The organism is Lysinibacillus sp. 1 U-2021 (genome assembly GCF_029916965.1).
GTDB classification, from domain to species: domain Bacteria; phylum Bacillota; class Bacilli; order Bacillales_A; family Planococcaceae; genus Lysinibacillus; species Lysinibacillus capsici.
This window is the reverse complement of sequence record NZ_CP123966.1, coordinates 1,884,821-1,908,544: the sequence shown is the minus strand read 5'-3', so window position 1 is coordinate 1,908,544 and position 23,724 is coordinate 1,884,821. Positions and strand designations below refer to the sequence as shown.

20 protein-coding genes are annotated in these 23,724 nt (G+C 37.3%); 14 read left to right on the top strand and 6 right to left on the bottom strand.

The window, feature by feature from the left end; genetic code table 11:
• Positions 1-9: 9 nt before the first annotated feature.
• From QH639_RS09705 to QH639_RS09695, 3 genes are all read left to right on the top strand, one after another.
• The gene (locus QH639_RS09705) at positions 10-1,722 is read left to right on the top strand and encodes a methyl-accepting chemotaxis protein (protein WP_237898211.1); all 1,713 of its coding nucleotides are present in this window, start codon (positions 10-12) and stop codon (positions 1,720-1,722) included.
• A 90-nt stretch (positions 1,723-1,812) separates the two neighbouring features.
• Positions 1,813-2,556 carry a tetratricopeptide repeat protein gene (locus tag QH639_RS09700; protein WP_131521560.1) on the top strand — a complete coding sequence of 248 codons (744 nt, stop codon included), beginning with the start codon at positions 1,813-1,815 and terminating at the stop codon, positions 2,554-2,556.
• A gap of 114 nt (positions 2,557-2,670) precedes the next feature.
• Positions 2,671-3,303, top strand: a complete 633-nt coding sequence (locus QH639_RS09695; protein ID WP_281116007.1) for a LysE family translocator — start codon at positions 2,671-2,673, stop codon at positions 3,301-3,303.
• A gap of 31 nt (positions 3,304-3,334) precedes the next feature.
• Here the strand turns inward: QH639_RS09695 and QH639_RS09690 are convergent, their stop codons facing one another.
• Both QH639_RS09690 and QH639_RS09685 read right to left on the bottom strand, forming a co-directional pair.
• Positions 3,335-4,384 carry a Cj0069 family protein gene (locus tag QH639_RS09690; protein ID WP_131521559.1) on the bottom strand — a complete coding sequence of 350 codons (1,050 nt, stop codon included), beginning with the start codon at positions 4,382-4,384 and terminating at the stop codon, positions 3,335-3,337.
• A gap of 160 nt (positions 4,385-4,544) precedes the next feature.
• Positions 4,545-5,462, bottom strand: a complete 918-nt coding sequence (locus tag QH639_RS09685; RefSeq protein ID WP_131521558.1) for a DMT family transporter — start codon at positions 5,460-5,462, stop codon at positions 4,545-4,547.
• Positions 5,463-5,568: 106 nt separating this feature from the next.
• Here QH639_RS09685 and QH639_RS09680 point away from each other — a divergent pair, with 106 nt between their 5' ends.
• The 4 genes from QH639_RS09680 to QH639_RS09665 all read left to right on the top strand — a co-directional run bounded on the left by QH639_RS09680 (position 5,569) and on the right by QH639_RS09665 (position 15,178).
• Positions 5,569-6,462 (top strand): AraC family transcriptional regulator, encoded by an 894-nt coding sequence (locus QH639_RS09680; RefSeq protein WP_281116006.1) that lies wholly within the window; start codon positions 5,569-5,571, stop codon positions 6,460-6,462.
• Positions 6,463-6,560: 98 nt separating this feature from the next.
• Positions 6,561-7,601, top strand: coding sequence for a beta-carotene 15,15'-monooxygenase (locus QH639_RS09675; protein ID WP_281116005.1), 1,041 nt, complete (start codon positions 6,561-6,563; stop codon positions 7,599-7,601).
• 751 nt (positions 7,602-8,352) lie between these two features.
• Complete coding sequence (locus QH639_RS09670) at positions 8,353-10,020, top strand: HD-GYP domain-containing protein (RefSeq protein ID WP_281116004.1); 1,668 nt, start codon at positions 8,353-8,355, stop codon at positions 10,018-10,020.
• 22 nt (positions 10,021-10,042) lie between these two features.
• Positions 10,043-15,178, top strand: a complete 5,136-nt coding sequence (locus tag QH639_RS09665) for an ATP-binding protein (RefSeq protein ID WP_131521554.1) — start codon at positions 10,043-10,045, stop codon at positions 15,176-15,178.
• 21 nt (positions 15,179-15,199) lie between these two features.
• Here the strand turns inward: QH639_RS09665 and QH639_RS09660 are convergent, their stop codons facing one another.
• Together QH639_RS09660 and QH639_RS09655 are read right to left on the bottom strand one after the other, a co-directional pair.
• Positions 15,200-15,901, bottom strand: a complete 702-nt coding sequence (locus QH639_RS09660) for a response regulator transcription factor (RefSeq protein ID WP_131521553.1) — start codon at positions 15,899-15,901, stop codon at positions 15,200-15,202.
• A 172-nt stretch (positions 15,902-16,073) separates the two neighbouring features.
• Positions 16,074-16,538 (bottom strand): hypothetical protein, encoded by a 465-nt coding sequence (locus tag QH639_RS09655; RefSeq protein WP_131521552.1) that lies wholly within the window; start codon positions 16,536-16,538, stop codon positions 16,074-16,076.
• 139 nt (positions 16,539-16,677) lie between these two features.
• Here QH639_RS09655 and QH639_RS09650 point away from each other — a divergent pair, with 139 nt between their 5' ends.
• The 6 genes from QH639_RS09650 to QH639_RS09625 all read left to right on the top strand — a co-directional run bounded on the left by QH639_RS09650 (position 16,678) and on the right by QH639_RS09625 (position 21,133).
• On the top strand, positions 16,678-16,860 hold the full coding sequence (locus QH639_RS09650) for a DUF4177 domain-containing protein (protein ID WP_004231251.1): 183 nt from the start codon (positions 16,678-16,680) through the stop codon (positions 16,858-16,860).
• A 191-nt stretch (positions 16,861-17,051) separates the two neighbouring features.
• Positions 17,052-17,756: a dethiobiotin synthase gene (gene bioD / locus QH639_RS09645; protein ID WP_281116003.1), complete on the top strand. Its 705-nt coding sequence runs from the start codon at positions 17,052-17,054 to the stop codon at positions 17,754-17,756.
• A complete protein-coding gene (gene bioA, locus QH639_RS09640; RefSeq protein WP_115673368.1) occupies positions 17,737-19,113 on the top strand; it encodes an adenosylmethionine--8-amino-7-oxononanoate transaminase in 1,377 nt (458 codons plus the stop codon). The genes bioD and bioA overlap by 20 nt, the downstream gene beginning before the upstream one ends.
• On the top strand, positions 19,106-19,699 hold the full coding sequence (locus tag QH639_RS09635; RefSeq protein WP_237898205.1) for a biotin transporter BioY: 594 nt from the start codon (positions 19,106-19,108) through the stop codon (positions 19,697-19,699). Before bioA ends, QH639_RS09635 begins: the two co-directional genes overlap by 8 nt.
• On the top strand, positions 19,696-20,691 hold the full coding sequence (gene bioB / locus QH639_RS09630; RefSeq protein WP_281116002.1) for a biotin synthase BioB: 996 nt from the start codon (positions 19,696-19,698) through the stop codon (positions 20,689-20,691). The genes QH639_RS09635 and bioB overlap by 4 nt, the downstream gene beginning before the upstream one ends.
• A 319-nt stretch (positions 20,692-21,010) precedes the next feature.
• A complete protein-coding gene (locus tag QH639_RS09625) occupies positions 21,011-21,133 on the top strand; it encodes a hypothetical protein (protein ID WP_004231260.1) in 123 nt (40 codons plus the stop codon).
• Between the two features lie 41 nt (positions 21,134-21,174).
• On the opposite strand, the gene QH639_RS09620 is transcribed toward QH639_RS09625, so the two are convergent.
• Positions 21,175-21,762, bottom strand: coding sequence for a LysE family transporter (locus QH639_RS09620; RefSeq protein ID WP_281116001.1), 588 nt, complete (start codon positions 21,760-21,762; stop codon positions 21,175-21,177).
• Positions 21,763-21,875: 113 nt separating this feature from the next.
• On the opposite strand from QH639_RS09620, the gene QH639_RS09615 reads away from it, so the two are divergent.
• On the top strand, positions 21,876-22,430 hold the full coding sequence (locus QH639_RS09615) for a helix-turn-helix domain-containing protein (RefSeq protein WP_131521549.1): 555 nt from the start codon (positions 21,876-21,878) through the stop codon (positions 22,428-22,430).
• 42 nt (positions 22,431-22,472) lie between these two features.
• On the opposite strand, the gene QH639_RS09610 is transcribed toward QH639_RS09615, so the two are convergent.
• The gene (locus QH639_RS09610; protein WP_048392333.1) at positions 22,473-23,636 is read right to left on the bottom strand and encodes an aminotransferase-like domain-containing protein; all 1,164 of its coding nucleotides are present in this window, start codon (positions 23,634-23,636) and stop codon (positions 22,473-22,475) included.
• Positions 23,637-23,724 lie beyond the last annotated feature (88 nt).

Genomic DNA, 23,724 nt, shown 5'->3' with positions numbered 1-23,724 from the left:
GGATGGATCGTGAAATTACGCAATTCATTAACTTTTCAACTTGGGACGATTATCGCTGGTATTTTAGTGGTGATGCTAGGGATTACTTCGTTCGCTACATACATAACTGCTTACAATAAACTTTATGATGCTGCTGGTGTTGAGGCCTATGGCTGTGCCAATATCACGACAGGTTTGATCAATCCGCAACAATTGGACAAGGCCATTCAAGGCGACAAGGCTGTACAGGAAAGCATTGGGAAAGATTTGAACTGGACAACAGGTCATAAAGATATTTTCCAAACACAATATATTTTATCGTTGGATGGCACATTATTAGCGCTTGATGATCATTTGGCTGAAAAAGGCTATACCCCTGGTGATCAATTTTATTTAGATAAAGAAGCTATTGATATGTTGCTTACACATAAGCATCCAACATACTCACAGCCTTATACCTATGCAGGGATGGACCGTTTATCTGGTTATGCCCCTATTTTTAAAGACCATGATTCCAGTAAAGAGATTATTGCCATTAGTGTCATCGACTTTGATGCCAATATTGTTAAGGAGCGAACTTGGGATGTTGTACGGAATGGGATTTTAATTAGTATTTTCCCTATGCTAATTGCTTCCATTATTACAGGCTTTTTAATCCGTCGTAAAGTAAGACCGATTAGTGTGCTGATTCAGCAGGCGAAAGAAATTGCCAATGGTAATTTAGCTGTACCTGAAACAAAAATAAACAGTAAAGATGAAGTAGCAGATTTAGCGAATACATTAAATCGAATGACAGCTAATTTACAAAATATGATTATGACGATGCGTTCCACTTCTAATACTTTAACGAATAATGCAGATGAAACCGCTTCCACCTTGAACGATATGAGTAATACCATTCAAGGTGTCGCCAATAATATCGAAGAGGTAACAAGTGCCGTGACGGCAGGGATGCATCATGCTGAAAATGCGACAGATGTTCTTACTTCTTTAGCACAGGACCTTCAAATGATTCAAAGCAATGCCAATAACAGTGCTGATAATGCTCGACAAACGATGGAATTAGCAACAGAGGGTGAGCGACTAGCAAAAGATATAAGCAGTGATATGGCATTAATTCACAGCGGATCAGGTGAGGTACGACAAACAGTAGAAAACTTGGTTACATCTGCAACCAAAATTCAAACGATTACAACGTCTATTGCGAACATCGCATCACAAACAAATTTACTAGCACTGAATGCTTCCATTGAAGCGGCTAGAGCAGGAGAGCATGGCAAAGGCTTTGCTATTGTTGCTGAGGAAGTACGGAAGCTTGCTGAACAATCTAATCAAGAGGTATTGCAAGTTGAACAGCTGATTCAGGATATAATGAAGCATGTGCAGCAGGTCATGTCATCTACGAATGATAATACGCAATATATTGAAAAAGGAACAGAGACAGTGCGTCTAACCGCACAATCTTTAGGAAATATTTCTACAGCAGTGGCTGCAACAGTAGAAGAAATGATTACCATTTCTAATGCTATGACCGCTGAAAACGAAAAATCTTCACGTATTGTGCAGATGATTCAACAATTAACAGAATCTATTCGTGATATAGAAGAAACGATGAATATGATTACTGTCGCAGCACAGCAAACAACTGCAAGCATTGATGAGGTGGCACATGGCTCTAATGAAACAAATCACATGGCACACACACTCGAACAACATGTAAAGGCGTTTAAATTAAAAGAATAATAGAAAGATTAGGACATATTGGCTTTTGCTTATACTACTTAAATGGTAAACTAGCAATAAGATTTTTCTTTTGCGAAGGTGAGGATTTTAATGGTGGTAAAACAAATGAACGAGCAAGTTCAACAAGTCAATGACTTATTTTTGAGTGGTCAAGTAAAGGAAAGTTATCAACTAGCTAAAGAAATATTGGGCAATGATACAGCGATCGCAGAAGAGGCCTATCAAGTCATTCAGCAGCATGTGGCAATGCTAGAGGCAAATGGGTATGCAAATATGCCTCAGCCTACTGATGACAAAGCAAAGCAAAGTAAGGAACGTACAGATGGTTCGTATCCAGAACGAGATGTTCTCGCAGCTTATATAGGTAGTCAGGATGATGAGCAATTTGGTAAAGTGGTCGATGAATTATTAGCAGGACCTATAGAAGCGCAGGCGAACGCCTATTATACAATGGCAGAATATTATGTCCTTGCAAAAGAACAGGACAAGGCATCAGTGCAGTATGCGGAGGCAATCAAATTGCAGCCCAATAAGGCATTGTATTGGGGAGCATTTGCACAGTTTTTAAATCGCCACGAAGGTAGCCCTTATTTGGCATTAAGACTGATTGAAGAAGCAATACTCCTAGATGGAATGAATCCTCGTTGGCACTATATTCAAGGTAATATATTTTTCCAGCTAGTAGCAGCGACAAAAAATTTAAGTTATTTGCCTGCCTTGGAAGAAGCGTGGGAGAAAGCTAAAAAACGTTGTACAGCTAAGCAAATCTCATTGAAATTGGATTTGGAGAAGTCAAAAGATTTGTTAGCACAATGGAAAAAGCAAATGCTCTAACAGGTAAAAAGACATGTATCTTTTAATAATTATTTCCTTTCAAGTATAATTATGCTATAGTGAAACCATAAACGGACGTATGAAGCTTATCGATGACATGAAAGAAGTGTTTTTTTGAGTTTATATGTAGCGTATGTATTGGTAGGACTTGCCATTGCCATGCCTGTAGGAGCTATTACAGTAGAAATGACAAAGCAAGGACTCAAAAATGGTTTTATGCACGGCTGGGCAGTTGGGCTTGGTGGTATGACTATTGATATAGTATTGGTTTTTGCTTTGTATATGGGACTAGCCTCCATCTTGGCTATGCCTTTGATTCAACTACCTATGTGGATTATTGGAGCGGGCTTTTTATTCTTGTTAGGCTATGATTCTATCAAGAATGCTGACCATGATATTACATTGGCAGGAGAAAAAGTAACCAAATCGTTTTTTGCCTCTTATTTTAACGGCTTACTAGTGGCCATTTCGCCTGGTAATCTTGTTTTTTGGGTCAACGTATTTGGTGTGGTGCTAGCAAAATCTTATGGACAAGGGGGGTCAACGAGCTTTTTAATTATTGCTGCTGGTGTTTTAAGTGGAATTTTACTCCACGATATCGGTTTGCTGACCATTGTCTCGGTTACTCGTAAAGCTATGAATCGGAAGATGATTAGGACATTTACAATTGTCGCAGGCTTCTTATTGATTGGCTTTGCTTGTTATTTTATCTATGAATTTATACAAGGAATTAAGATTTATATATGAAAAGTGCGATCCCTAAAGATCGCACTTTTTTTTATTGTGCAACAGCCTCAGTATGCTCTTTTATACAAGCTAAAATTTCTTCTGCTACTTCATGCGCTAATGCTAGTTCTGAAGTAAAGCCAACACAAGAACAATTCATCTCACCTAAAATATAGCAATCTTCTCCGACTTCATTGGTATCTAGCATAAAGTCAGCAGTCCAGATTAGCGGTAAATCATAATTGCCTAGTAGGTTTGTTACTTGAGGGAGCTGCTTTAAAAAGTTCTGTACCAGCTCTTGCCAGTCTTCAGGTTTGTCATAGCGGTATTGAGCGCCAGAGAATAGAGTTGCGCTAAATGCATCCTCGGTAGCAGCTGGTTTTTTATGTACGACGTGTACAGGATGATCGCGCAACATGAATAAGCGGATTTCGCCTTCTGTAATCCTTGGAAGAAAGCGCATATCAATTAACATACCATTCGTCCCTGTAATATACTGCTCACAAAATGTCATAAAGTCGTCAAGCTGCCAATATTCTACATGGTTATCTTTTGCTTCAGTACATTTGATTTGTGCATCAAGTGGCACTTCAGTGATCCCCTCTGCAAGCGGTTCCACCAATTTTACACGCCAAATACCTTCTCCAGTGGAACCACGATTTTGCTTCAAAACACGCTCTGTTAAGGCTAAGGAAGCAGGGAATTGTTTTTTGAATGCTTCGATTGTGTAGTAGGCAAATGTATCATCAGGTACTAAATTTGTTGTCGTCAGTTTTGATAATACGTCTTTTGAACCATAGCTAATCATGGCGTCTGGATGTGGCATCCCTATAACGCCAGCTTGGCATAGCTCTCGTAGCATAGCAAAGTACTCATCCTCATGCTGTAAGTTGCCTGGGTTAATACGAGATACATAGGCAACACCATGTTCCTTCACATAGTGAAAGATTTCCTGCTTTTTTGTGATATCAAAGAAGAGCACCTCTGCATCTTGTCCACGTTGCTGTAGCGCTTCCACCATTGGCATTGTATCTGGGCGATAGCCATCTGGTCCTTTATCTGTGCCGCCCTCCACCTCGAAAAAAATAACTTTTTTATCCATAAAATACCTCCTTATATCTGTTGTTATGTTCAGTATAGTAGACAAATAAGGAGAAAAGATAGATAAAATATGTAAATTTTATGTATAAATTCATATATTACTATCTTGGTAATAGGAGGTATTGACTATTAAAATTCATAACTCTCTTAATTTTCTGTTTTCAAGCTTGCTTTTTCTGAAATACTGTAAGGTATAAAATCATCAGAAGAATTAGCAATGTACCAATAAACTGATAGCCACCAAAAGCAATCTTTAACCACCAAACACTTGTGATGACAGCCATTAATGGTTCAAGACTACCTAGTAGGCTTGACTCCTTTGGTGAAAGATAGTGCAAGCTAGCAATATAAAACCAAAAAGCGAACATTGTCCCAAAAATAACAATAAAGAGAAAATAGGCAATGGTTGAAAACGTCCATTCTGATAGGTCGATAGCCCATGGTGGGTGAGCTATACTCATTACTATACCACCGATGATCATCGACCAGCCGACAACTAGTAATGAATGGAATTGCTGTAAAAGGGGGACGGCATAAATGGTATAAAATGCAACAGAAAGACCAGATAAGATCCCCCACAACACAGCCATAAAAGGAACGGACAATGTTGAAAAAGAACCGTTTGTTAATAATAAAAAGGTCCCCACAAGTGTAAGTGACACAGCTATACCATCCTGCTTTGTCAATGGACTTTGCCTGGTTAGAAAGTAATAAGCCATGATAAACAGTGGCGCTAAATATTGTAATAATGTGGCTACAGCTGAATTACCAATAGCGATTGACATCATATAGGTGTATTGGACAGCAAGCATGCCGAGTAGGCTAAATAAAATTTGTCTAAAAGCATTTTGCTTTGTGCGCCATATGATGAAAATGGATTCTTGCCGATGGGTCATTTTATAAATAGCTATTAGTAACAGACCTGCTAAAAGTAAACGACTAGAAACAAGCCAGCCAACTTCTAAATTGTCCTGCTGAAATAGTCGTTGGGCAACGGTCCCTCCGATTCCCCAGAAACTTGCTCCAAGAATAACTAGTAGAAAGCCCAGTGTACGTTTATTTTGGATAATTTGATTCATCTGTTTACATCTCCTAAACTATCAATATAAGATGATTATAAAGTGATTAAGTGGAAAAAAATATCGATTTAATCCAATAAAATATCAATATATTGAGGTGTTATAAATGCCATTAACACATATTAAAATTGCTAAAGATTTACAAGAATTAACCTTGCATGGAACAAAGGAATTTCCAGTTGCCTTGTATGAAACGATTATGCGATTAGAAAGCATGGATTTTCTACCTCTCCATTGGCATAAAGAAATACAATTTGTTTTTATAAAAAAGGGATGTGCACAGTATCGAGTGGGGACGGACGTTTTTGTATTGAAGCAAGGCGAGGGGCTCTTTATTAATGCCTCGGGATTACATGAAGCAAAACCTTATCAAATTGAGCAAGCGATCGTTTATTGTGTAAATGTAGATCCAAAGTTAATGGGGGGGCATGAGGGCAGTGTCTTTTTCTCCAAATATGTAGAACCGTATATTACAAGAAATCGAATACCTTATGTCAAATTAACAGAAGAGTTAGCACAGAAAGTAGCAACGATTGCTGAATTAATGCGAGAGCAAACTGCTTTTTTTGAGTTAAAGGTACGGAGAGAGCTTCTATTTATTTGGGAATCCATGCTAACCCAATCCTTATTGACAGAACAAATAATGGATTCTGCCACTATTGTGCAGCATGAACGAGCAAAAGCTATGCTAGATTTTTTACACGCACATTATCAGCAGAAAATAGCATTAGAAGATTTAGCTAGCCATGTGTATATAAGTCGCGCTGAATGTAGTCGTTTTTTTAAGAAAATAGTGGGCATGACACCATTTACCTATTTATGCCAATATCGACTGCGCAAAAGCATAGAATTATTGAAAGGTAGTGAGCGATCTGTAACAGAAATAGCGGTTGAAACAGGCTTTAGTACTGTCAGTTATTATATTGAAAAGTTTAAAGAATACACTGGCTATCCGCCACATGTTTATCGTAAGAAGTTTTTAAGTGTGAAAAATAATTGAACGTGAATGGAAATAGGAACATCTTTTATTCTCAAATTCTATACAAGATGAACCATTTGGCATAAAGTAAAATTATTAGTAGAGAGGGGGCGTTGTGAATGGTCTTAAAAAGTAAGCAAAATATTTGGCTAGCCTTATTATTAGTGGTATTAGCAAGTAACTATACACTCTATAATACAGGATTTGGCACATCTCTTTTACCTATCGAAACAAATGGTGTTGTCATGGGCTCATTGATTGATTGTATTGTGGTGGTACCTGTGCTATTTATGCTTTATAAAGGAAAATTTTCATTAAAGCAAGCCATCCTATTAGCTGCAGCTGGCTGTATTGCAGCACGTTTTATCATTCCTATGGAACACCTTCAGCCTTATGTGGCAGTGACATGGGCTGGATTTGCGATTGAAGGGTCTATTATTCTATTAGAAATTATCCTAGTGGCAACACTTGTACGATACCTGCCTAAAATCCTAGGGGAAGTGCGGAGCAGCTCTTTACCTGATCTCTTTTCATTTTCAAAAGCTGTAGAAAAACATGCACCCAAGCATCCAGTTATTCAGATGTTCTGTGCCGATTTATTAGTGCTTTATTATGGTTTCGCGAGTTGGAAAAGACAAGAACGACAAGGTTTAACTTTGCATAAAAATTCTAGCTATATCGCTTTTCAGCTCATGATTATTCATGGGATTGCTATTGAAACAATTGGTATTCATTGGTGGCTACATGAAAAGTCAATGATACTTTCCATTGTGTTGCTTGTTTTTAATATTTATTCAGTAATCTTCTTTCTTGCGGATATGCAGGCTATTCGCCTAAATCCTGTGTATGTCACAAATGATACATTGTACTTATCTCTGGGATTAATGAAACGTACTGAAATTCGTTTTGATCATATTGCTGAAATCATCGAAGACAAGGAGCGATTAGAGGGAAAATTATCAAAAGATACAATAGACTTTATAGCACGTGATTTTGGTGAGGCCTATCCGCATTTTATTTTGAAAATGAAAGAGCCTGTGGAAGTTACGTTTATGCTAGGGATCAAGAAGCACTATAGTCATATCGCCATTAAAGCAGACCAGGTTCAAGAATTTAGACAAATGCTTGTAGAAGGAATGGCAATAAGCCAACAACATTGACTATTTTTAGTGTTAAAAAACAAAATAGTCAATTAAAAGGTAGAAACGAATTTCTGTTGCAGAATATTGGTTTTCCTATGGCCTCGCCTCTTTCGCTATCCTACGGGAGTAAAGTAGCCTTCCACTCCACCCCATAAAAATATTGCCCTGGTTTTCAAATAAAGTAAAGGGTTCGCAACTCTTTATGGAGAGGTGTTGTCACGTATTACTTTTCTATATTGAAAACACTTGTGCAGCAGGGTTGATTGTAGTGGAGCCAGCGTCACTCCTAGGAGGATTTAGCATCTCAGAGGAGTCCTTGGAGCGAACGGAAGTGAGTGAAGCGGCATATCGAATGCCCCCCTGGATAGGACGCTGGCGGAACGGAAATCAACTTCTCACCTTGCAAAGTTGCTTTTTCTGCCGTTGACTTCAACTCTATTTAACAACATGAAATAGTCAATGTTTTATGATCAAAACATGGACTATTTTTTTATTGATTGATTTTTAGCCATGGTTTCGGATAAAAAGTCTTTACTGATGATTATCATCTCATCTGTTAAGAAATGGAGAGAAATCCATTCTTTATAGTTTAATAAAATATCCAATATACTTAGCTCGGAGATTGCATTTTAACAACAAAGGACCTAGTGATTTACTAGAATATGATTATTTTATCCTGTGTTAATAAAAAGTGATGAATACTATTTAACCTAATTTTAACCTTCGGATTTTATAGTTTTAATGAACTAAAATAGAAGGAGTGTTTATTTTGAAGGTAGTTCCAAGAAAGATTACTGATTTACAGGAAGGCTTTGTTTTAGGGAAAGATTTATATGTTGAAAATCGTATGCTAATAAAAAAGGGAAGTGTATTAACAGCACGTATTATTACATTATTAAAAAACCGTCATGTTCAACAGGTATATATTGAAGTGCCGATAGACAAAGAGGTTAATCAAATACAGTCTATTACAGTACAACAGCAACAAGATTCTTTAGTAAGTAGTGAATGGAATGGAATGCCTAAATTCCTGCAAGCGCTAGCAGCATTGAGTACGGAGAGACGATATGGTCATGCTTTAAAAAATATGGATGATATCGTATTTGTGCGAGATTTATTTGAAATGTATATGGAGAATCTAAGCTATCGAAGGCTATTGCAGACACTAAAAAAATATGATGAATATACTTATATGCATGCGCTTGACGTATTTACACTCGGTACATTATTTGCGAAAAAAGAAGGTATTCCTGATTTAGAGCATTATGCATTAGGCTTTTTGTTTCATGATATTGGTAAATTAAATATTCCACATGAAATTTTATCGAAAGAGGAAAAACTAACTGTGGAAGAATTTACTATCATGCAGAAGCATACACAGCTTGGCTATGACCTATTAAAGGAACTTGGACTTGAATCCATTGCCTTTTTGGCAAAACTACATCATGAACGGATCGATGGCTCTGGTTATCCAGATGGATTAGCAGGAAAAGAGATTCCAAAGGTAGTATTATTACTACAGCTGATTGATATCTACTCGGCTATCACGATGAATCGCCCCTATCAACAAGAAATAGGGGCTGCAGAAGCTATAGCTACTATCTATAAAGAAAAGCATTTATTAGACGGAAAGCTTTTGGCTAAATTTGTTGATTTTATTGGTATCTATCCGGAAAAGTCCATTGTCCTTTTGTCAGATGGAACGCATGCCTTAGTAGAACATGTCAATCTTATGTTCCCGCTTCTTCCTACGGTTAGAAGATTAGATTCGAATACAATTTTTAAGTTACCAGTAAATCTTCAAATAAAAATTGAGAAACTTATTACATATTATGTAGAAACACCGGATCAGTTGTTTCGGAAATTTTCTGAGTATTTAATAAAAGGCGAAGCGCATTTAATGGAGAAATATTATAATAAGCTAGTTGAGCAACACACCATTTCCGAATGCATTACTAAAATTTATATCCCCGTATACCAAATCTTTGATGTGCTCAAAGAACAAGTAATGTTAGAAAATGTACGAGTAAAGTTAAGAGGGTTATTAAACAAGGCTATATTCCATTTGCGAAAAGATACGAAAACAAAAAGCTCTTCCATCTTTCTAGTCGATCAAAATCTACGAGCAAGTATTCCTTTACTGTTATTAGAAGGTGTTTTTTATGTAAAGGGAATCTGTCCTATTATGATAGACATTACAACAAGCAAAGAGGAGTTATTGCAAATCGCAGATTATTGTGAAGCGACTGCCATCTGTTCATTTGAAGAGGAATATACCCCATTAATCGGTACAAACCGAAAATTGGAGCTCTATCATATTACACCAAAGAAGTTAGAGAGCCTTGTTTTTAGCTTTGCTGGACAATCGATGAAACAAATCAATATAAAGGTAGCGTTGCAAAAATATAAAGCGGTTACAAAGATAATAAACAACTAGCATTGAAGAGGAGGGTTTATGTGTGAATGATTGTATTCTTTTACAGTCTAGTCAAGATTGGCATCTACAAAGAATGTATATGAAGAAATTTAACAAACTGGTACTGGTAAAAAGTGTTCATCATAATTCAGCAGAGACGAGAGCCAAACTACAATATGAATTTTCTTTGTTTTCGAATGAGCAAAATCCTTGGTTATTAAAGCCAATTGCTATTGATTATATAGATGATCAATATGCGATCATTTATGAAAATTTTAATGGAGTCCCCTTAAAGCAATTCAGTAATAACTTGATTTCTTTGCATCAATTTCTACAGATTGCGATTGACCTTGTCAATATTTGTATGAAAATGCAACAAAGTGGTTTACTATACCTACACCTACATCCTAATCAAATCTTAATCAATCCTAATTCTTTAAAAATAAAACTATTAAGCTCTGAATTTAGTACAAAATATGATGTAGAATCTCCAGTTGTGATAGAAAATCCCTATGAACGACTAGAACAGCTACCCTATTATGCACCTGAGCAAACGGGCAGACTTCATTTAGAGGTAGACTATCGGACAGATTTATATGCACTGGGGATCATTTTTTACGAAATACTGGGGGGGCAATTACCTTTTCAAGCAAAGGATGCCGTCGATTTGATTTATGAAATCATCACCAAAAAACCCGAGGCATTGGTGAGTATAGACAGTCGTTATCATTCTTTGCTTTGGGAAATCATTGAAAAGCTATTAGCTAAAAATCCAGCTGATCGTTATCAAAGTGCCATTGGTTTAAGAGAGGATTTACTACATATCCAACAGAAACTTTTAGTAAACGAACCGCTTGAAAATTTCCTGCTTGGTAAACAGGATTTGCATCTGAATATGGGGCTGTCTACGAAGCTGTATGGGAGAGAATCGCAATTCGCAGAGCTTTCCTCTATTTTTCGTCAGGTTGCAAAAGGTGACAAAAAGATGGTTACGATATCAGGAAAAGCAGGGTATGGAAAGTCCAAGTTAGTTCAAGAACTAAAGGGTGAAATTGCGGCCGCAAAAGGCTATTTTATTACAACTAAGTATGAGCAATTGCAATTAGAAAATGACTATTCCATTGTCATCCATCCTTTAAGGAGTTTATTAAAATTTATTTATATGGAAGGTGAAAGGTCTGTCCATTTGTGGGAAAAATTATTTCAAGAGGTTAAATTAGTTGTGACAGATGAACTTATCCATCTATTACCTGAACTTAAATGGTTTGTGAAGGAGGAAGTACACTTCCAAAAAGAAGTTAGCCAAAATACAAAACAGCTTCATTCGTATACGTTTATATCGATTCAAAAAATTTTATTGACATTTGCTATTCAGAAGAAACCAGTTATATGGTTTGTAGATGATTTGCATTGGGCCAATCAAAGTACAATTGAAATTATGACCCAAATCTTTGAGCAACACCGAGCAGGATACTTTATGATGATTGGTACATTCCGAGTGAATAAGGACAGCACAGGGGAGGAAAATCAGCAAAGAACTACTAGTTTTTCGAGCGGTCATCATATCCATTTACCTCTGCTTCAGGAACAACATGTTCAACAATGGTTGAAGGCGTCTTTCCATGCAAAGCCTCATACCATACAGCTCATTACCAAGCAATTATTTAATTTGACCAAAGGGAATCCGTTATTTGTGAAAGAAGCGTTTCGTTCACTCCAGCAAGATAACACAATTTATTTTAATGCAACAACAAAAGAATGGGAGTTTAATCGTAAGAAATTTAATTTATCCCGTTTAAATAACGAGCTACTAGCCTTTATTGAAACTAGAATGGCTAATTTAACAACAGAAGCCCATGAGATTTTACGAATAGTTGCATGTTTTGGTCAGCGCTTTGAATTTACAGATGTCTTAAAGCTCGTGTCCTTATCCGCTCAAGCGTTATTAAAACACCTGGAAACACTTGTTGAAAATGGCTTTATTATTCCGTTAGATGCCCATTATAAATGGGCAAGTACGTTAGAGCATGAAGGGATTTTACATACATTTTCTACCAAATTCCGATTTATCCATGATCGTATTCAACAAGTAGCTTATCAGGAATTATCAGGGCAATTGCGTGCAAAATTTCATTATCAAATTGGCCAACTTTTAACAGATGATCCTCAAATAGCTGCTGATCATGATCGATTAAGCGAAATCGTCATGCATTTCAATTACAGTCGACACTTATTGACTGGGGAAGAAAAGCAAAAGCTGGCTATTTGGAATTATCAACTCGGTATTGAGGCTAAAAGAATAGGGCTCTTTGATAATGCGCTAAAATTTTTTACAACTAGTAAAGAACTATTGACACCTGATCATTGGGAGACTAGGAGAGAACAGTCGGTTAAATTATATGCAAATTTAGGTGAATGTGAATATTTAACTGGTCACTACGAACAATCGGAAAGGCATTTAACAGAAGCTTTGCAGCATGCACAGACAAAATTAGAAAAACTGATGATTAACAATTTGAAAACAGTATTATACATTGAGTCCGATAACCCTATTATTGGTCTAGAAGCAGGCTTGGCAGGTTTTCAAGTTGCGAATCTTAAAATTTCAGCATATCCTAAAAAGTCACAGCTTCTAAAAGAGTATTTATTGTTGAAATGGGCATTGCGACGTATGTCTGACCAAGACTTGTTGCAGCATCCACCAACGAATAGTAAAGAAATTGATATTTTGATTCATTTAATTATTAATATGACGGCAAGTGCTTTCCTATTAAATCCTAACTTAACAGGTATTCTTTTAATGAAAGGGCTACGTTTACAGTTGAAGTATGGCGCTACATCGAAAAGCGGCATGGTATTGATTAACTATGCTATGCTTTTAAATGCAGGTTTTACCAATATAAAAGAAGCCACTCGCTTTGGCAAACTAGCCATCATTGTGGCAGATAACCAAGAAAGCATATATATCAAGGGCCATACTTATTATGTGTATGGCGTGTTTATCAGTCATTGGACAGAACCCTATGAAACCAGTATTCAATATATTGACGAGGCTCAAGCAAAATGCCAAGAGCTCGGCTTATATCATCTAGTATCCTCAGCTTCATGTTTTATTGTTGCGATACGACTTATTCAGGGTGTTGCCCTAGAGGATTTACAACAAGAAATTAAACGACAACAAGAGGAATTTTCTAATCATGCAAGTACCCTTTCGATTGACTTTTTAGCGGAAATGGGGAGATGGATGAATATCCTCCGCACTCCTCATCATCCTGTACATTGGGCTTATCCCATCACAATACAGGATCAGCCTGCTATTAAAATCATGCATTATTCAGTGCGTTTACAAATGTCTTTTTTATTAGCTGATGAAAAACAAGGGAAAGCGATTCTGGTTGAATTAAAGAAGCTAAGTAAGGACACTTATACATTACCAATCACCACGGTCTATTATTTTTATCGGTCCATGTGGCAATTTCACTTTCTGCATAGTCAAAATTGTCAGGTACAGGAGCAGAGGTTGTTTTTAAAGGATATACGTCAAAGCCTTAAGAAATTTAAGAAATGGGCTGTTTATTCTTCAGAAAATTATGAGCATCTCTATGCTTTATTAATGGCAGAGAATTACCGTTTACACAACAACGACAATGAGGCAGAACTCTATTATGACCGAGCAATACGATTAGCAAGTATGAATGGATTTGTCCAGGACACAGCCTTAGCATATGAACGAGCGGCAAACTATTATTTCGCAAAACAGCAAAAGAAAACGGCAAGACATTATATACTAAATGGTATTCAAAATATTGAAACGTGGGGAGCAGAAACAGTTGCTAGAAGATGGGCAAGAGATTATCAAATACATCGCAAACTGGAGAATCATAGTAGAGATTCACTCACGTTTGATATGATGACGGTTTTTGAAACGACTCAATCATTTGCAACAGCTATTCGTATGGAAGATTTACTGCATAAAATATTGTTTTCACTGTTAAAGCATGTGGGGGCAAATAGTGGTTATTTCATTCATAAACAGCGGCAGGAATTATTGGTGTTGGCAAAGGCGGAAGCTGCAGAAAAAACGTTTACGATGTATGAACACCAAAGTATGGAGAATTTTAATGCGAATATGCAATCGATTATACGCTATGTTCTTAATAGTAAAGAGCATGTGATTATCGACAATGCACAAATGACACAGCATCCTCTTTTCTCCTACTCGACGGCTAAATCTATTCTTTGCCTGCCGATTATCCATCAAAATGAAATTATTTCGATTTTGTATTTTGAGAATACCTTAATGACGAATGCCTTCCATCCATCTCATGTTCAGCTATTGAAAGTGATTGCGGCTCAAATTGCCGTTTCTTTTGAAAATGCGAAAATATATGGAGATTTAGAAAAACGTGTTCAGTTGCGTACTAAGGAGCTAGATGAGACGAATCGGCATTTGATAAAAATGAATGAACGTTTAGAAAAAAATGAACTGGAACGTAAAAAACTCTTGCATAGTATTTCCCATGAATTACGCTCCCCGTTAACCTCTACATTAGGGTATATAGAACTTATGCTAGAGGGCGTGATAGTTGACGCAGTAGCCAGAAAGAAATATTTAAAACGGAGTAAAGAAAGGCTACTATCATTAAATAGCTTAATTCAAGATTTGTTTGATTTAGCAAATCTAGAAGCTGGTAGAGCAGAATTTTCTTTTACTGAGGTAAAGGCGAAGGAATTATTTTTACAAATGGTAACCCGTTATGAGGATGAAGTAAAACAATCAGGATTAACATTCAGTGCTCACTTTTATGGTCATGAAGAAGCTCAGCTCTTGATTGATAAAACACGAATCAATCAAGTGATTGAAAATATCATGACCAATGCAATGAAATATACATCAAATGGTGGTATTCAAGTGTCCATTCATGTAGAGAACAAGCACTTGAGTTGTTCAATAGCAGATAGTGGCATTGGTATTGCTGAGAGTGATCTTCCCTTTATTTTTGATAGCTATTATCGAGCAACTAACATCCATGAAGCACATTCGCACGGCATTGGCTTAGCTATCTGTAAACAAATTGTTCACCAGCATAATGGTGAGATTTTTGTTGAAAGTCTTGAAAATGAAGGAAGCATATTTAGCTTTACATTACCACTAGTTAAGACATTGATAAAAAATTAAAAAGGGGTGGTGAGTGTTTTTTTACTTCTCACCACTCTCTTTTTTATAGACAAATTGGTAGCCAAAACCTCTCACTGTTTGAATCCATTTCGGCTTTGAGGGGATATCTTCAATTTTACGACGAAGTGTACTAATATGGACAGATACGGTTTTCAAATCAGTGACACCGTCATAGCCCCACACATGATCAATGAGTTGATCAACACTAATCACTTGATTCGCATGCTCAATTAGAAAAAAGAGGAGCAGCTTCTCCTTCGTAAATAAATTTAAAAGCTGACCATCCTTATAAACATTTTTCTCATCTAAATGTATGGACAAATTATCAATATGTACAATATTACTTTTCTTTGATGGGTTCCTTCTTTTTAAATGTGCTTGGATACGGGCCAATAATTCTTTTGGAATAAATGGCTTTGTCATATAATCATCTGCCCCCACCTCAAAGCCCTCAAGTTTCTGTTCAATTAGGTGATTGACGGTCACAAAAATGATAATGACATCCGACACATCACGAATTCTTTTGGCTAACTCGAAGCCTGTACCATCTGGTAAATTAACATCTAACAAGATTAAATCTGGTTGTTGCGTGACAGCGAGATGCCAGCCACTGGATAGAGAGGATGCCTTTAATACACTATAATTAGCATTAGCTAGCGTGAGCGACAAAACCTCCATAATATCTATATCATCTTCCACTATTAAAATTTTCTCGTTCGACATATCTATTAATCACCTTCCTATTTCAAATATACCAACTTTTGTCTAGGTTGGGAATTAGAAGACTTAGAACTCGCATGATTTTAGAATCCCTCATAACCTTTAGGTTAAAATAATCACTAAAAATAAATAAAGACTTCTATTTCCCCCATGAGAAAATGAAGTCTCTAAAAAATTAATCTAGGTGTGCGATAGCATGGAGTAGATCATCACGGACGGCCTCCCAAAATTGCTGTTGAACACTATCACTGTACGTATACAGCTCTTTATGTTGAACATGGTCATAGATGGCAGCAATCGTTTCTTGATGAAAAGAGAGACGATGGTTTAATAGCTCTCGTTCTTCTTCCATACAAAATAGTTTATAAATATCGGATAAGCGTTCAAACTTTGCTAATTTCTGTGTCATCACTTCATATTGTGTTTGATGAAAACGCCCTACGGCAGAAGTCATTGAGATTTTTGCCCGATGCTCTGCTTGTAATGTCCGATACTCCTCTTGACGGATGGCCACCCGATACCAAAATTCATAGCGATTTGGTAATTCTTTTAGTTCATAGGTAAGTAATGATTTTAAAATTGAATGCACTTGTTCATATGTATCGATGAACTTCGCTGGTTCTTTAAAAATGCCAAACATACTACCACCCCCATGTAGTTTAATACTACGAGTGAAGATTAAAATCCTTTAAAATAATCATAATATTCAAAAGCGAGAACCTACTAATTATTGAAACCTTGACTCCGTAGTTACGTAAAGATTTACAGGGGGTGAGTCAATGTATGAGTATAAATTTGTACAAGCACATTTAGGTAGCTTTTTTCAGGAATCTACCTATCGGAAAACAATCGAAGAATACGCGAAGCAAGGTTGGCGTTTAGTGCAAGTATTGCCGATTGCTTATAATGGACATGGGAAACCAACAGACTATGAAATCATTTTTGAGAGATTATTATCATGACTATCAATGAACGCTAGATTCTTGCCATAAATGGTGGGAGTTTAGCGTTTTCTTATTTTAATACAAGATTTGCTGTTTTTATTAACAAAAATAGTGTATTCAGAAAAATATAGAAATAGCATTTACAAAACAAAAATATATGTGTTAACTTAAATAGTGTTAATGGTTAACTTAAAAGAGGGAGGTTAACAATGCAACATTTTTGGGTTGTCGGTACAGATACGGATGTTGGGAAAACAATTGTCACCACCATGTTGATGTGTCATTTACAAAAACAAGGCTTGAAAGTTTCACCATACAAGCCTGTGCAAACAGGAGAGGTATACGAAAACGGTCGTGGCTATTATCATGATACAGCCATGTATGAGAAGTATTCCTTACAAAAGCTTCAACAAGAGCATCTCAATAGCTATTCATTTAGAGAAGCTGCATCGCCACATTTTGCTGCGCAACTGGAGGGGCAGCAAATTGATGTCAATGAGCTATTATTGCGGATTCAATTATTACAAGCATCCTATGATGTTGTGATATGTGAAGGAGCGGGTGGGCTTTTTGTTCCTTTTACTGCTCCCCATGGGATGACGCTGCTTGATGTCATCGTCAGTAGCAAGCTGCCAGTAGTGCTTGTTACAAGGACATCCCTAGGGACGATCAATCATACATTATTAACAATAGAGGCATTGCGCTCTCGTGAAGTTGACGTTCTTGGCATAGTGTTTAATGGGAACACAGGTAGCCGTATGGAGCAAGATAATATACAAACGATTTTACAGTACCATCCCTTGCCCTATGCGATTATTTTAAAGCTACAAAATGTGTCACAGCTAATGGATTATGCCATGACACACACCACACTGTTTGAAAGGCTTTTTAACTATGAAACAAGCATTAACTGATTTACAGCTAAGAGATTTACGTCATGTATGGCATCCATGCTCACAAATGAAGGACTATGAGGCATTTCCACCCATCGTCATAAAAAAGGGGCAAGGCGTGTGGCTTTATGACGAACATGATCAGCGTTACTTGGATGCTGTATCTTCCTGGTGGGTTAATTTATTTGGACATGCCAATCCGCGTATTAGCCAAGCTTTAAGTGAGCAAGCATTTACATTAGAGCATACGATCTTTGCTAATTTTACACATGAACCAGCCATACAATTGGCTGAAAAATTAACTGCATTAGCACCACAGGGATTACATAAAGTCTTTTTTGCCGATAATGGCTCATCTGCTATTGAAGTTGCACTGAAAATGAGCTTTCAATACCATATGCAGACGGGGAAACCAGCAAAAAAGCGCTTTCTCGCCTTGACGGATGCCTATCATGGAGAAACTATTGGTGCTTTATCCATAGGAGGGGTAGGGCTTTACAATGAAGTTTACCAGCCTCTGTTATTAGATACTGTTCGTGCCAAAGGACCAGATTGCTTCCGCTGTCCATTTCAGGAAGATCCAGCAAGCTGTAATGCACCATGTAGTCAATTTGTTGAGGAACAACTTCAAGCGCATCATGAGGAAATCACGGCAGTTATTATTGAACCATTAATTCAGGCTGCAGCAGGTATGAAAATGTACCCACCTGTCTATTTACAGCGCTTACGGGCGTTGTGCTCACATTATGATGTGCACTTCATTGCAGATGAAATTGCTGTAGGTTTTGGTCGGACCGGTACATTATTTGCCTGTCAACAAGCGGACATCATGCCAGATTTTATGTGTTTATCAAAGGGGCTAACAGGTGGTTATTTACCTTTATCAGTTGTCTTAACGACGGAGCAAATCTATGACGCTTTTTATGATGATTACGGAACAATGAAGGCTTTTTTACATTCGCATAGCTATTCAGGCAATACATTGGCCTGTCGTGTGGCACTGGAAGTATTAACGATGTTTCAAGAGGAACAAGTGATGGAGATGATTCAGCACAAGGGACAATACATGCGAGCGTTAGCCATGGAAGCTTTTTGTGATATGCCTTATGTGGGTGAATACCGACAAGTTGGTTTAGTGGGAGCGATTGAACTAGTAAAGGACCGGCGGACAAAGGAAGCGTTCGCCAGTGAGGAGCGTATCGGCTATCAAATTTATCAACGGGCTTTAACGAAAGGCTTACTCATCAGACCGCTCGGCAATGTTCTGTATTTTATGCCACCTTATATTATTTCTGAAGAGGAAATGTCATTTATGATTCATACAACGAAAGAGACAATCGAACAATTTTTCCAGGACAGGGGGGCTAAGGGTGGGTAAGCGACAACAAACATTAGCGCTAGTCATGATTGCCATGTTTGCTGCTCTAACAGCAATCGGAGCTTTTGTTAAAATTCCATTGCCTGTCGTACCGTTTACATTACAGATTGTTTTTGTATTTTTAGCAGGCTGTTTATTGGGTAGTCGGAATGGTTTTTATAGTCAACTTGTCTATATCAGCGTGGGCTTAGTAGGCTTACCTGTTTTTACACAGGGTGGTGGTATCACATATGTCTTACAGCCAACTTTTGGTTATCTGATTGGCTTTGCCCTAGCCGCCTATGTGATTGGGTTCATTATTGAAAGGATTGAGACGCCGACGAAAAAGCATTTTATTGTAGCAACCATTATTGGGCTGGTTATTATTTATGCTGTGGCTGTTCCTTATTTGTATGTAGCATTGAATTTCTGGTTAGACATGAAGTCAAGCTGGTCACATGTGTTTGTTGTCGGCTTTTTAAGTAGTATTGTCGCTGATTTTTGCTTAGCTATTACATCAGCGCTATTAGCTGAGCGCTTGTATAAAGTATTTCAGTCAGCAAGAAATGTGAAATTTTCACACGTAGAGGGGGAGAATGTAATATGAATTATTACCAATTAGCACAAGAAGTTATTGCTGGAAAGATCATTAGCAATGAAGAGGCACTTGCCATATTAAATAGTGAGGATGATGAGCTATTACAGCTTATGGATGGTGCTTTTACGATTCGTCGTCATTATTATGGTAAAAAAGTTAAATTGAATATGATTATGAACGCCAAAAGCGGTTATTGCCCCGAGGATTGTGGCTATTGCTCCCAGTCCTCTAAATCAACGGCTCCTATTGAGAAATATCCATTTATTACAAAAGAGGAAATTTTAGCAGGTGCAAAACGAGCGTTTGACAATAAGATTGGGACGTATTGTATTGTAGCCAGTGGTCGTGGGCCAACACGTAAGGATGTCAATGTCGTGAGTGAGGCGGTTGCTGAAATAAAAGAAAAGTATGACTTGAAGGTTTGTGCCTGTCTTGGCTTATTAAAAGAAGAACAGGCACAGCAACTAAAGGAAGCGGGGGTGGATCGCTACAATCATAATTTAAATACATCGGAACGTCATCATTCCTTCATCACGACCTCACATACATATGAGGATCGTGTCAATACGGTAGAGATTGTGAAAAAGCATGGAATTTCACCTTGCTCGGGTGCCATTATTGGGATGAAGGAAACAAAAGAGGATGTCGTCAATATTGCACGCGCCCTCCATCAATTGGACGCTGATTCTATTCCTGTAAACTTTTTAAATGCAATTGATGGCACAAAGCTAGAAGGGACAAAGGATTTAAATCCCCGTTATTGTTTAAAGGTTTTAGCTTTATTCCGCTACATCAATCCGACAAAGGAAATCCGTATTTCGGGTGGTCGTGAAATCAATTTAGGCTCACTTCAGCCACTTGGTCTCTATGCAGCTAATAGTATTTTTGTTGGGGATTATTTAACAACAGCAGGACAGGAAGCGAATAGCGATTATCGCATGCTGGAGGATTTGGGCTTCGAAATTGAATTAACACATAAACAAGAAGAAGTATTTTGTTAAACTTATGACATGCAAATCTACTACTACAGCAAAAACCGTACTTTTGTACGGTTTTTTGGCTATAGATGAAAAGAGACGGATAGACCTGACATCACTGGCTGTTGATATACCTATAAAATTAAGGTTTTCACAAATTGTTCAATGAAAGCGTTTTGAAATTGAACAGTTTGTGAAGACCTTCACATAAAGCTTTCTTTTTGAAAAAATCAGCGTAAAATAAGAATCAAGTAAGGAATTGTTATAAAACAGTTGATAAGTCGTATCACAAATTTTGGTGGTTGTTATATTACAAAAATAATGAGTGAAGGGAGCTTTTCACATGTGGGTTATTACAGTTTTTGATAAAAAGGACGTTCGAATTTTTGAGTACGCGAGCAAAAATGAGGCAACAGAAGCTTTAGCAAAATTCAAGAAAAATGCCGTTTTAACGTATACAAAATAAGTTGCTGATAAAGCAGCCCTCTACCGACAGAGGGCTGTTTTTTAATGTACAACAATGGAAACAGCACTGTACATTAATAATAGTGCCATGATCATGTTAAATGGTTTTCGGTATTGCTGTAGTGCTTTTTGAAAAACGGAGCCACATAATGACCAACTAAATGTACTGATTACCCCTATTAGCGCTAAAAAGAACGAGAAGAGTAGATAGCTTATGTAGGATGAGTAGTAGGGTAGGATGTAAGTTGCGACAACAGTAAGACCAAATAAAATACCTTTTGGGTTAATAAATTGAACGAACGCTCCTAAAAAAAATAGGTTTCGTTTTTCTTCTTCGTTGTCGTGCTCCTCTAATTCTTTGCTTGTTAAAATTTTATAAGCCAGGTACAACATATAGCCTACACCAAATATGGTTAGGGGTAATTCAATGGCAGGTAAAATGTTTAACATGATCGTGTTAAAAAAGCTACTAAGACCAATAATGATGAAAAAACCAATCCCTACACCTAAACAGAATGGAATCGTTTTCGCTAAGCCATGTTGTTTAGCAAAAACCATCGCCATAAAATTATTAGGGCCAGGTGTAAAGCTTGTAATGATGATAAATAATAAAAAGGAAAATACAGGCAAAACAATCCCTTCTTTCAAGTTGTGTGATATAATGCACGAAATAGACTGTATAACGTCGGTCTTTTTATTATACAAAATGTACGTTATATTGTACATACAAGGAGGGCTTTTGGATGGAAGAAATTCATCTCGTCTTTGCGAGAAATTTAAAGGCAATTCGAGAAAGGGAGAAATTAAGCTTAGAGAAAGTTTCTCAGCTTAGTGGCGTGAGTAAAACGATGATTGGTCAAATTGAGAGGGGAGAATCCAGTCCAACTTTGACAACGATTTGGAAAATTGCAAATGGATTAAAGGTTTCGTTTACAGAGCTTATTCATCCTCCCCAACCTGAGACGGAGGTTATTCGCGGTAAAGAAATTCAAGTATTGAAGGAAGATCATGGCCGATATATGGTTTATCCTCATTTCCCCTATCAAAAGGATAGTCGTTTTGAAATATATACAATTGAAATCAAAGAAAATGGAACGTTAGATGCTGAGGCTCATCGAGAAGGAACGGAGGAATATATAACCGTTTTTGATGGGGAATTAATCATCCATATACAGGGTCAGGATTATCGATTAACAAGTGGTGATGCCATACGATTGAAGGCTGACCGTCCACACACATACAGCAATCCAGGTAGTACAGTAACACGACTTAGTATGACTATTTACTATCCACATTAAAAAACGTATAAACGCTTTTCACAGCGTTTATACGTTTTCGTTTTATAAAATACTAGCTAAACGTTTAATTCCCTCACGGATGACTTCAGGTGTTGCATTTGTATAATTAAGACGCATTGTGTTCACATTCGTTTTTGATGTGTAGAATGGATCGCCAGGCACGAAGGCAACCTTTTGTTCCATCGCTTTATTGAATACATCAAGGGCCGGTGTACCGTCCTTCATGGTTGCCCAAATGAACATGCCACCCTCAGGTCGTGTATATTCAACATGGGCAGGGAAAAACTCCTGCATAGCATCAAGCATCGCATCCGACTGATTTTTATATAAAGCAATAATTTTCTTTACATGTTCGGTATAATCATTACTTGCTAAGTAATCGTAGATAACATATTGTGAAAAAATATTAGTATGAAGATCAGACGCTTGCTTCGCTGTTTCAATATGCTGCAAAAGCTCTTTGTTTTTTGTGATAATAAAGCCAAGACGCATGCCTGGTGTGACCGTTTTAGAGAAAGAACCTAGTAAAATACTATTTTCTAATTTACCAGCACCGATATATGGAAGTGGCTCCCCTTGGAAACGTAGCTCCCCGTATGGATCATCCTCAATTAAAGCAACATCATATTTTGCCACTATTTCGCAAATTTGCTCACGCTTTTCTTTCGAATATGTGAGTCCTGTTGGGTTTTGGAAGTTCGGCACCGTATAAATGAATTTTACATTTGGTTGTTGTAGAGCACGCTCTAACTCTTCTAAGTTAAGACCATCATTTTCTAGCGTAACACCATGGAAAGTGGGCTCTGTTAAAGTAAAGGCTTGGATAGCCCCTAGGTAACCTGGCTCTTCGATGATAATGCCATCGCCTTTATTGATAAGTACTTTACCAATTAGTTCAAGCGCTTGCTGTGAACCTGTAGTAATAAAGACATCGTCAGCATGTACATCAAGTCCATGGACACGTTGATATTTCGCGGCAATATATTCACGCAATGGTGCATAACCCTGTGTGGATGAATATTGGAATAATCGGCTGCCATTTACTGTAATAGCATGGTCTACGGATGCTCTCAATGCATCAATCGGGAAAGAAATTGGGTTTGGAAGCCCGCCTGCAAAGGAAATAACGTCCTCTGCATCTGTCACTTTTAAAATATTTCGAATAAATGAGGATGGTGTTTTTAAGATTCTTTCAGAATATTGCATAATTATCGGTCCTTTTTTTCTGATTTTTTAAAAATTATATCATTGTCATCGTGTGCATACAATATTATCATTGTATGCAAGACAATTA

What these genes read in the sequence shown, in the direction of transcription:
- QH639_RS09700 (WP_131521560.1), top strand. Translation starts at nt 1,813, where the DNA reads ATGGTGGTAAAACAAATGAACGAGCAAGTTCAACAAGTCAATGACTTA.
- QH639_RS09690 (WP_131521559.1), bottom strand. Translation starts at nt 4,384, where the DNA reads ATGGATAAAAAAGTTATTTTTTTCGAGGTGGAGGGCGGCACAGATAAA.
- QH639_RS09685 (WP_131521558.1), bottom strand. Translation starts at nt 5,462, where the DNA reads ATGAATCAAATTATCCAAAATAAACGTACACTGGGCTTTCTACTAGTT.
- QH639_RS09680 (WP_281116006.1), top strand. Translation starts at nt 5,569, where the DNA reads ATGCCATTAACACATATTAAAATTGCTAAAGATTTACAAGAATTAACC.
- QH639_RS09675 (WP_281116005.1), top strand. Translation starts at nt 6,561, where the DNA reads ATGGTCTTAAAAAGTAAGCAAAATATTTGGCTAGCCTTATTATTAGTG.
- QH639_RS09660 (WP_131521553.1), bottom strand. Translation starts at nt 15,901, where the DNA reads ATGTCGAACGAGAAAATTTTAATAGTGGAAGATGATATAGATATTATG.
- QH639_RS09655 (WP_131521552.1), bottom strand. Translation starts at nt 16,538, where the DNA reads ATGTTTGGCATTTTTAAAGAACCAGCGAAGTTCATCGATACATATGAA.
- QH639_RS09650 (WP_004231251.1), top strand. Translation starts at nt 16,678, where the DNA reads ATGTATGAGTATAAATTTGTACAAGCACATTTAGGTAGCTTTTTTCAG.
- bioD (WP_281116003.1), top strand. Translation starts at nt 17,052, where the DNA reads ATGCAACATTTTTGGGTTGTCGGTACAGATACGGATGTTGGGAAAACA.
- bioA (WP_115673368.1), top strand. Translation starts at nt 17,737, where the DNA reads ATGAAACAAGCATTAACTGATTTACAGCTAAGAGATTTACGTCATGTA.
- bioB (WP_281116002.1), top strand. Translation starts at nt 19,696, where the DNA reads ATGAATTATTACCAATTAGCACAAGAAGTTATTGCTGGAAAGATCATT.
- QH639_RS09625 (WP_004231260.1), top strand. Translation starts at nt 21,011, where the DNA reads ATGTGGGTTATTACAGTTTTTGATAAAAAGGACGTTCGAATTTTTGAG.
- QH639_RS09615 (WP_131521549.1), top strand. Translation starts at nt 21,876, where the DNA reads ATGGAAGAAATTCATCTCGTCTTTGCGAGAAATTTAAAGGCAATTCGA.
- QH639_RS09610 (WP_048392333.1), bottom strand. Translation starts at nt 23,636, where the DNA reads ATGCAATATTCTGAAAGAATCTTAAAAACACCATCCTCATTTATTCGA.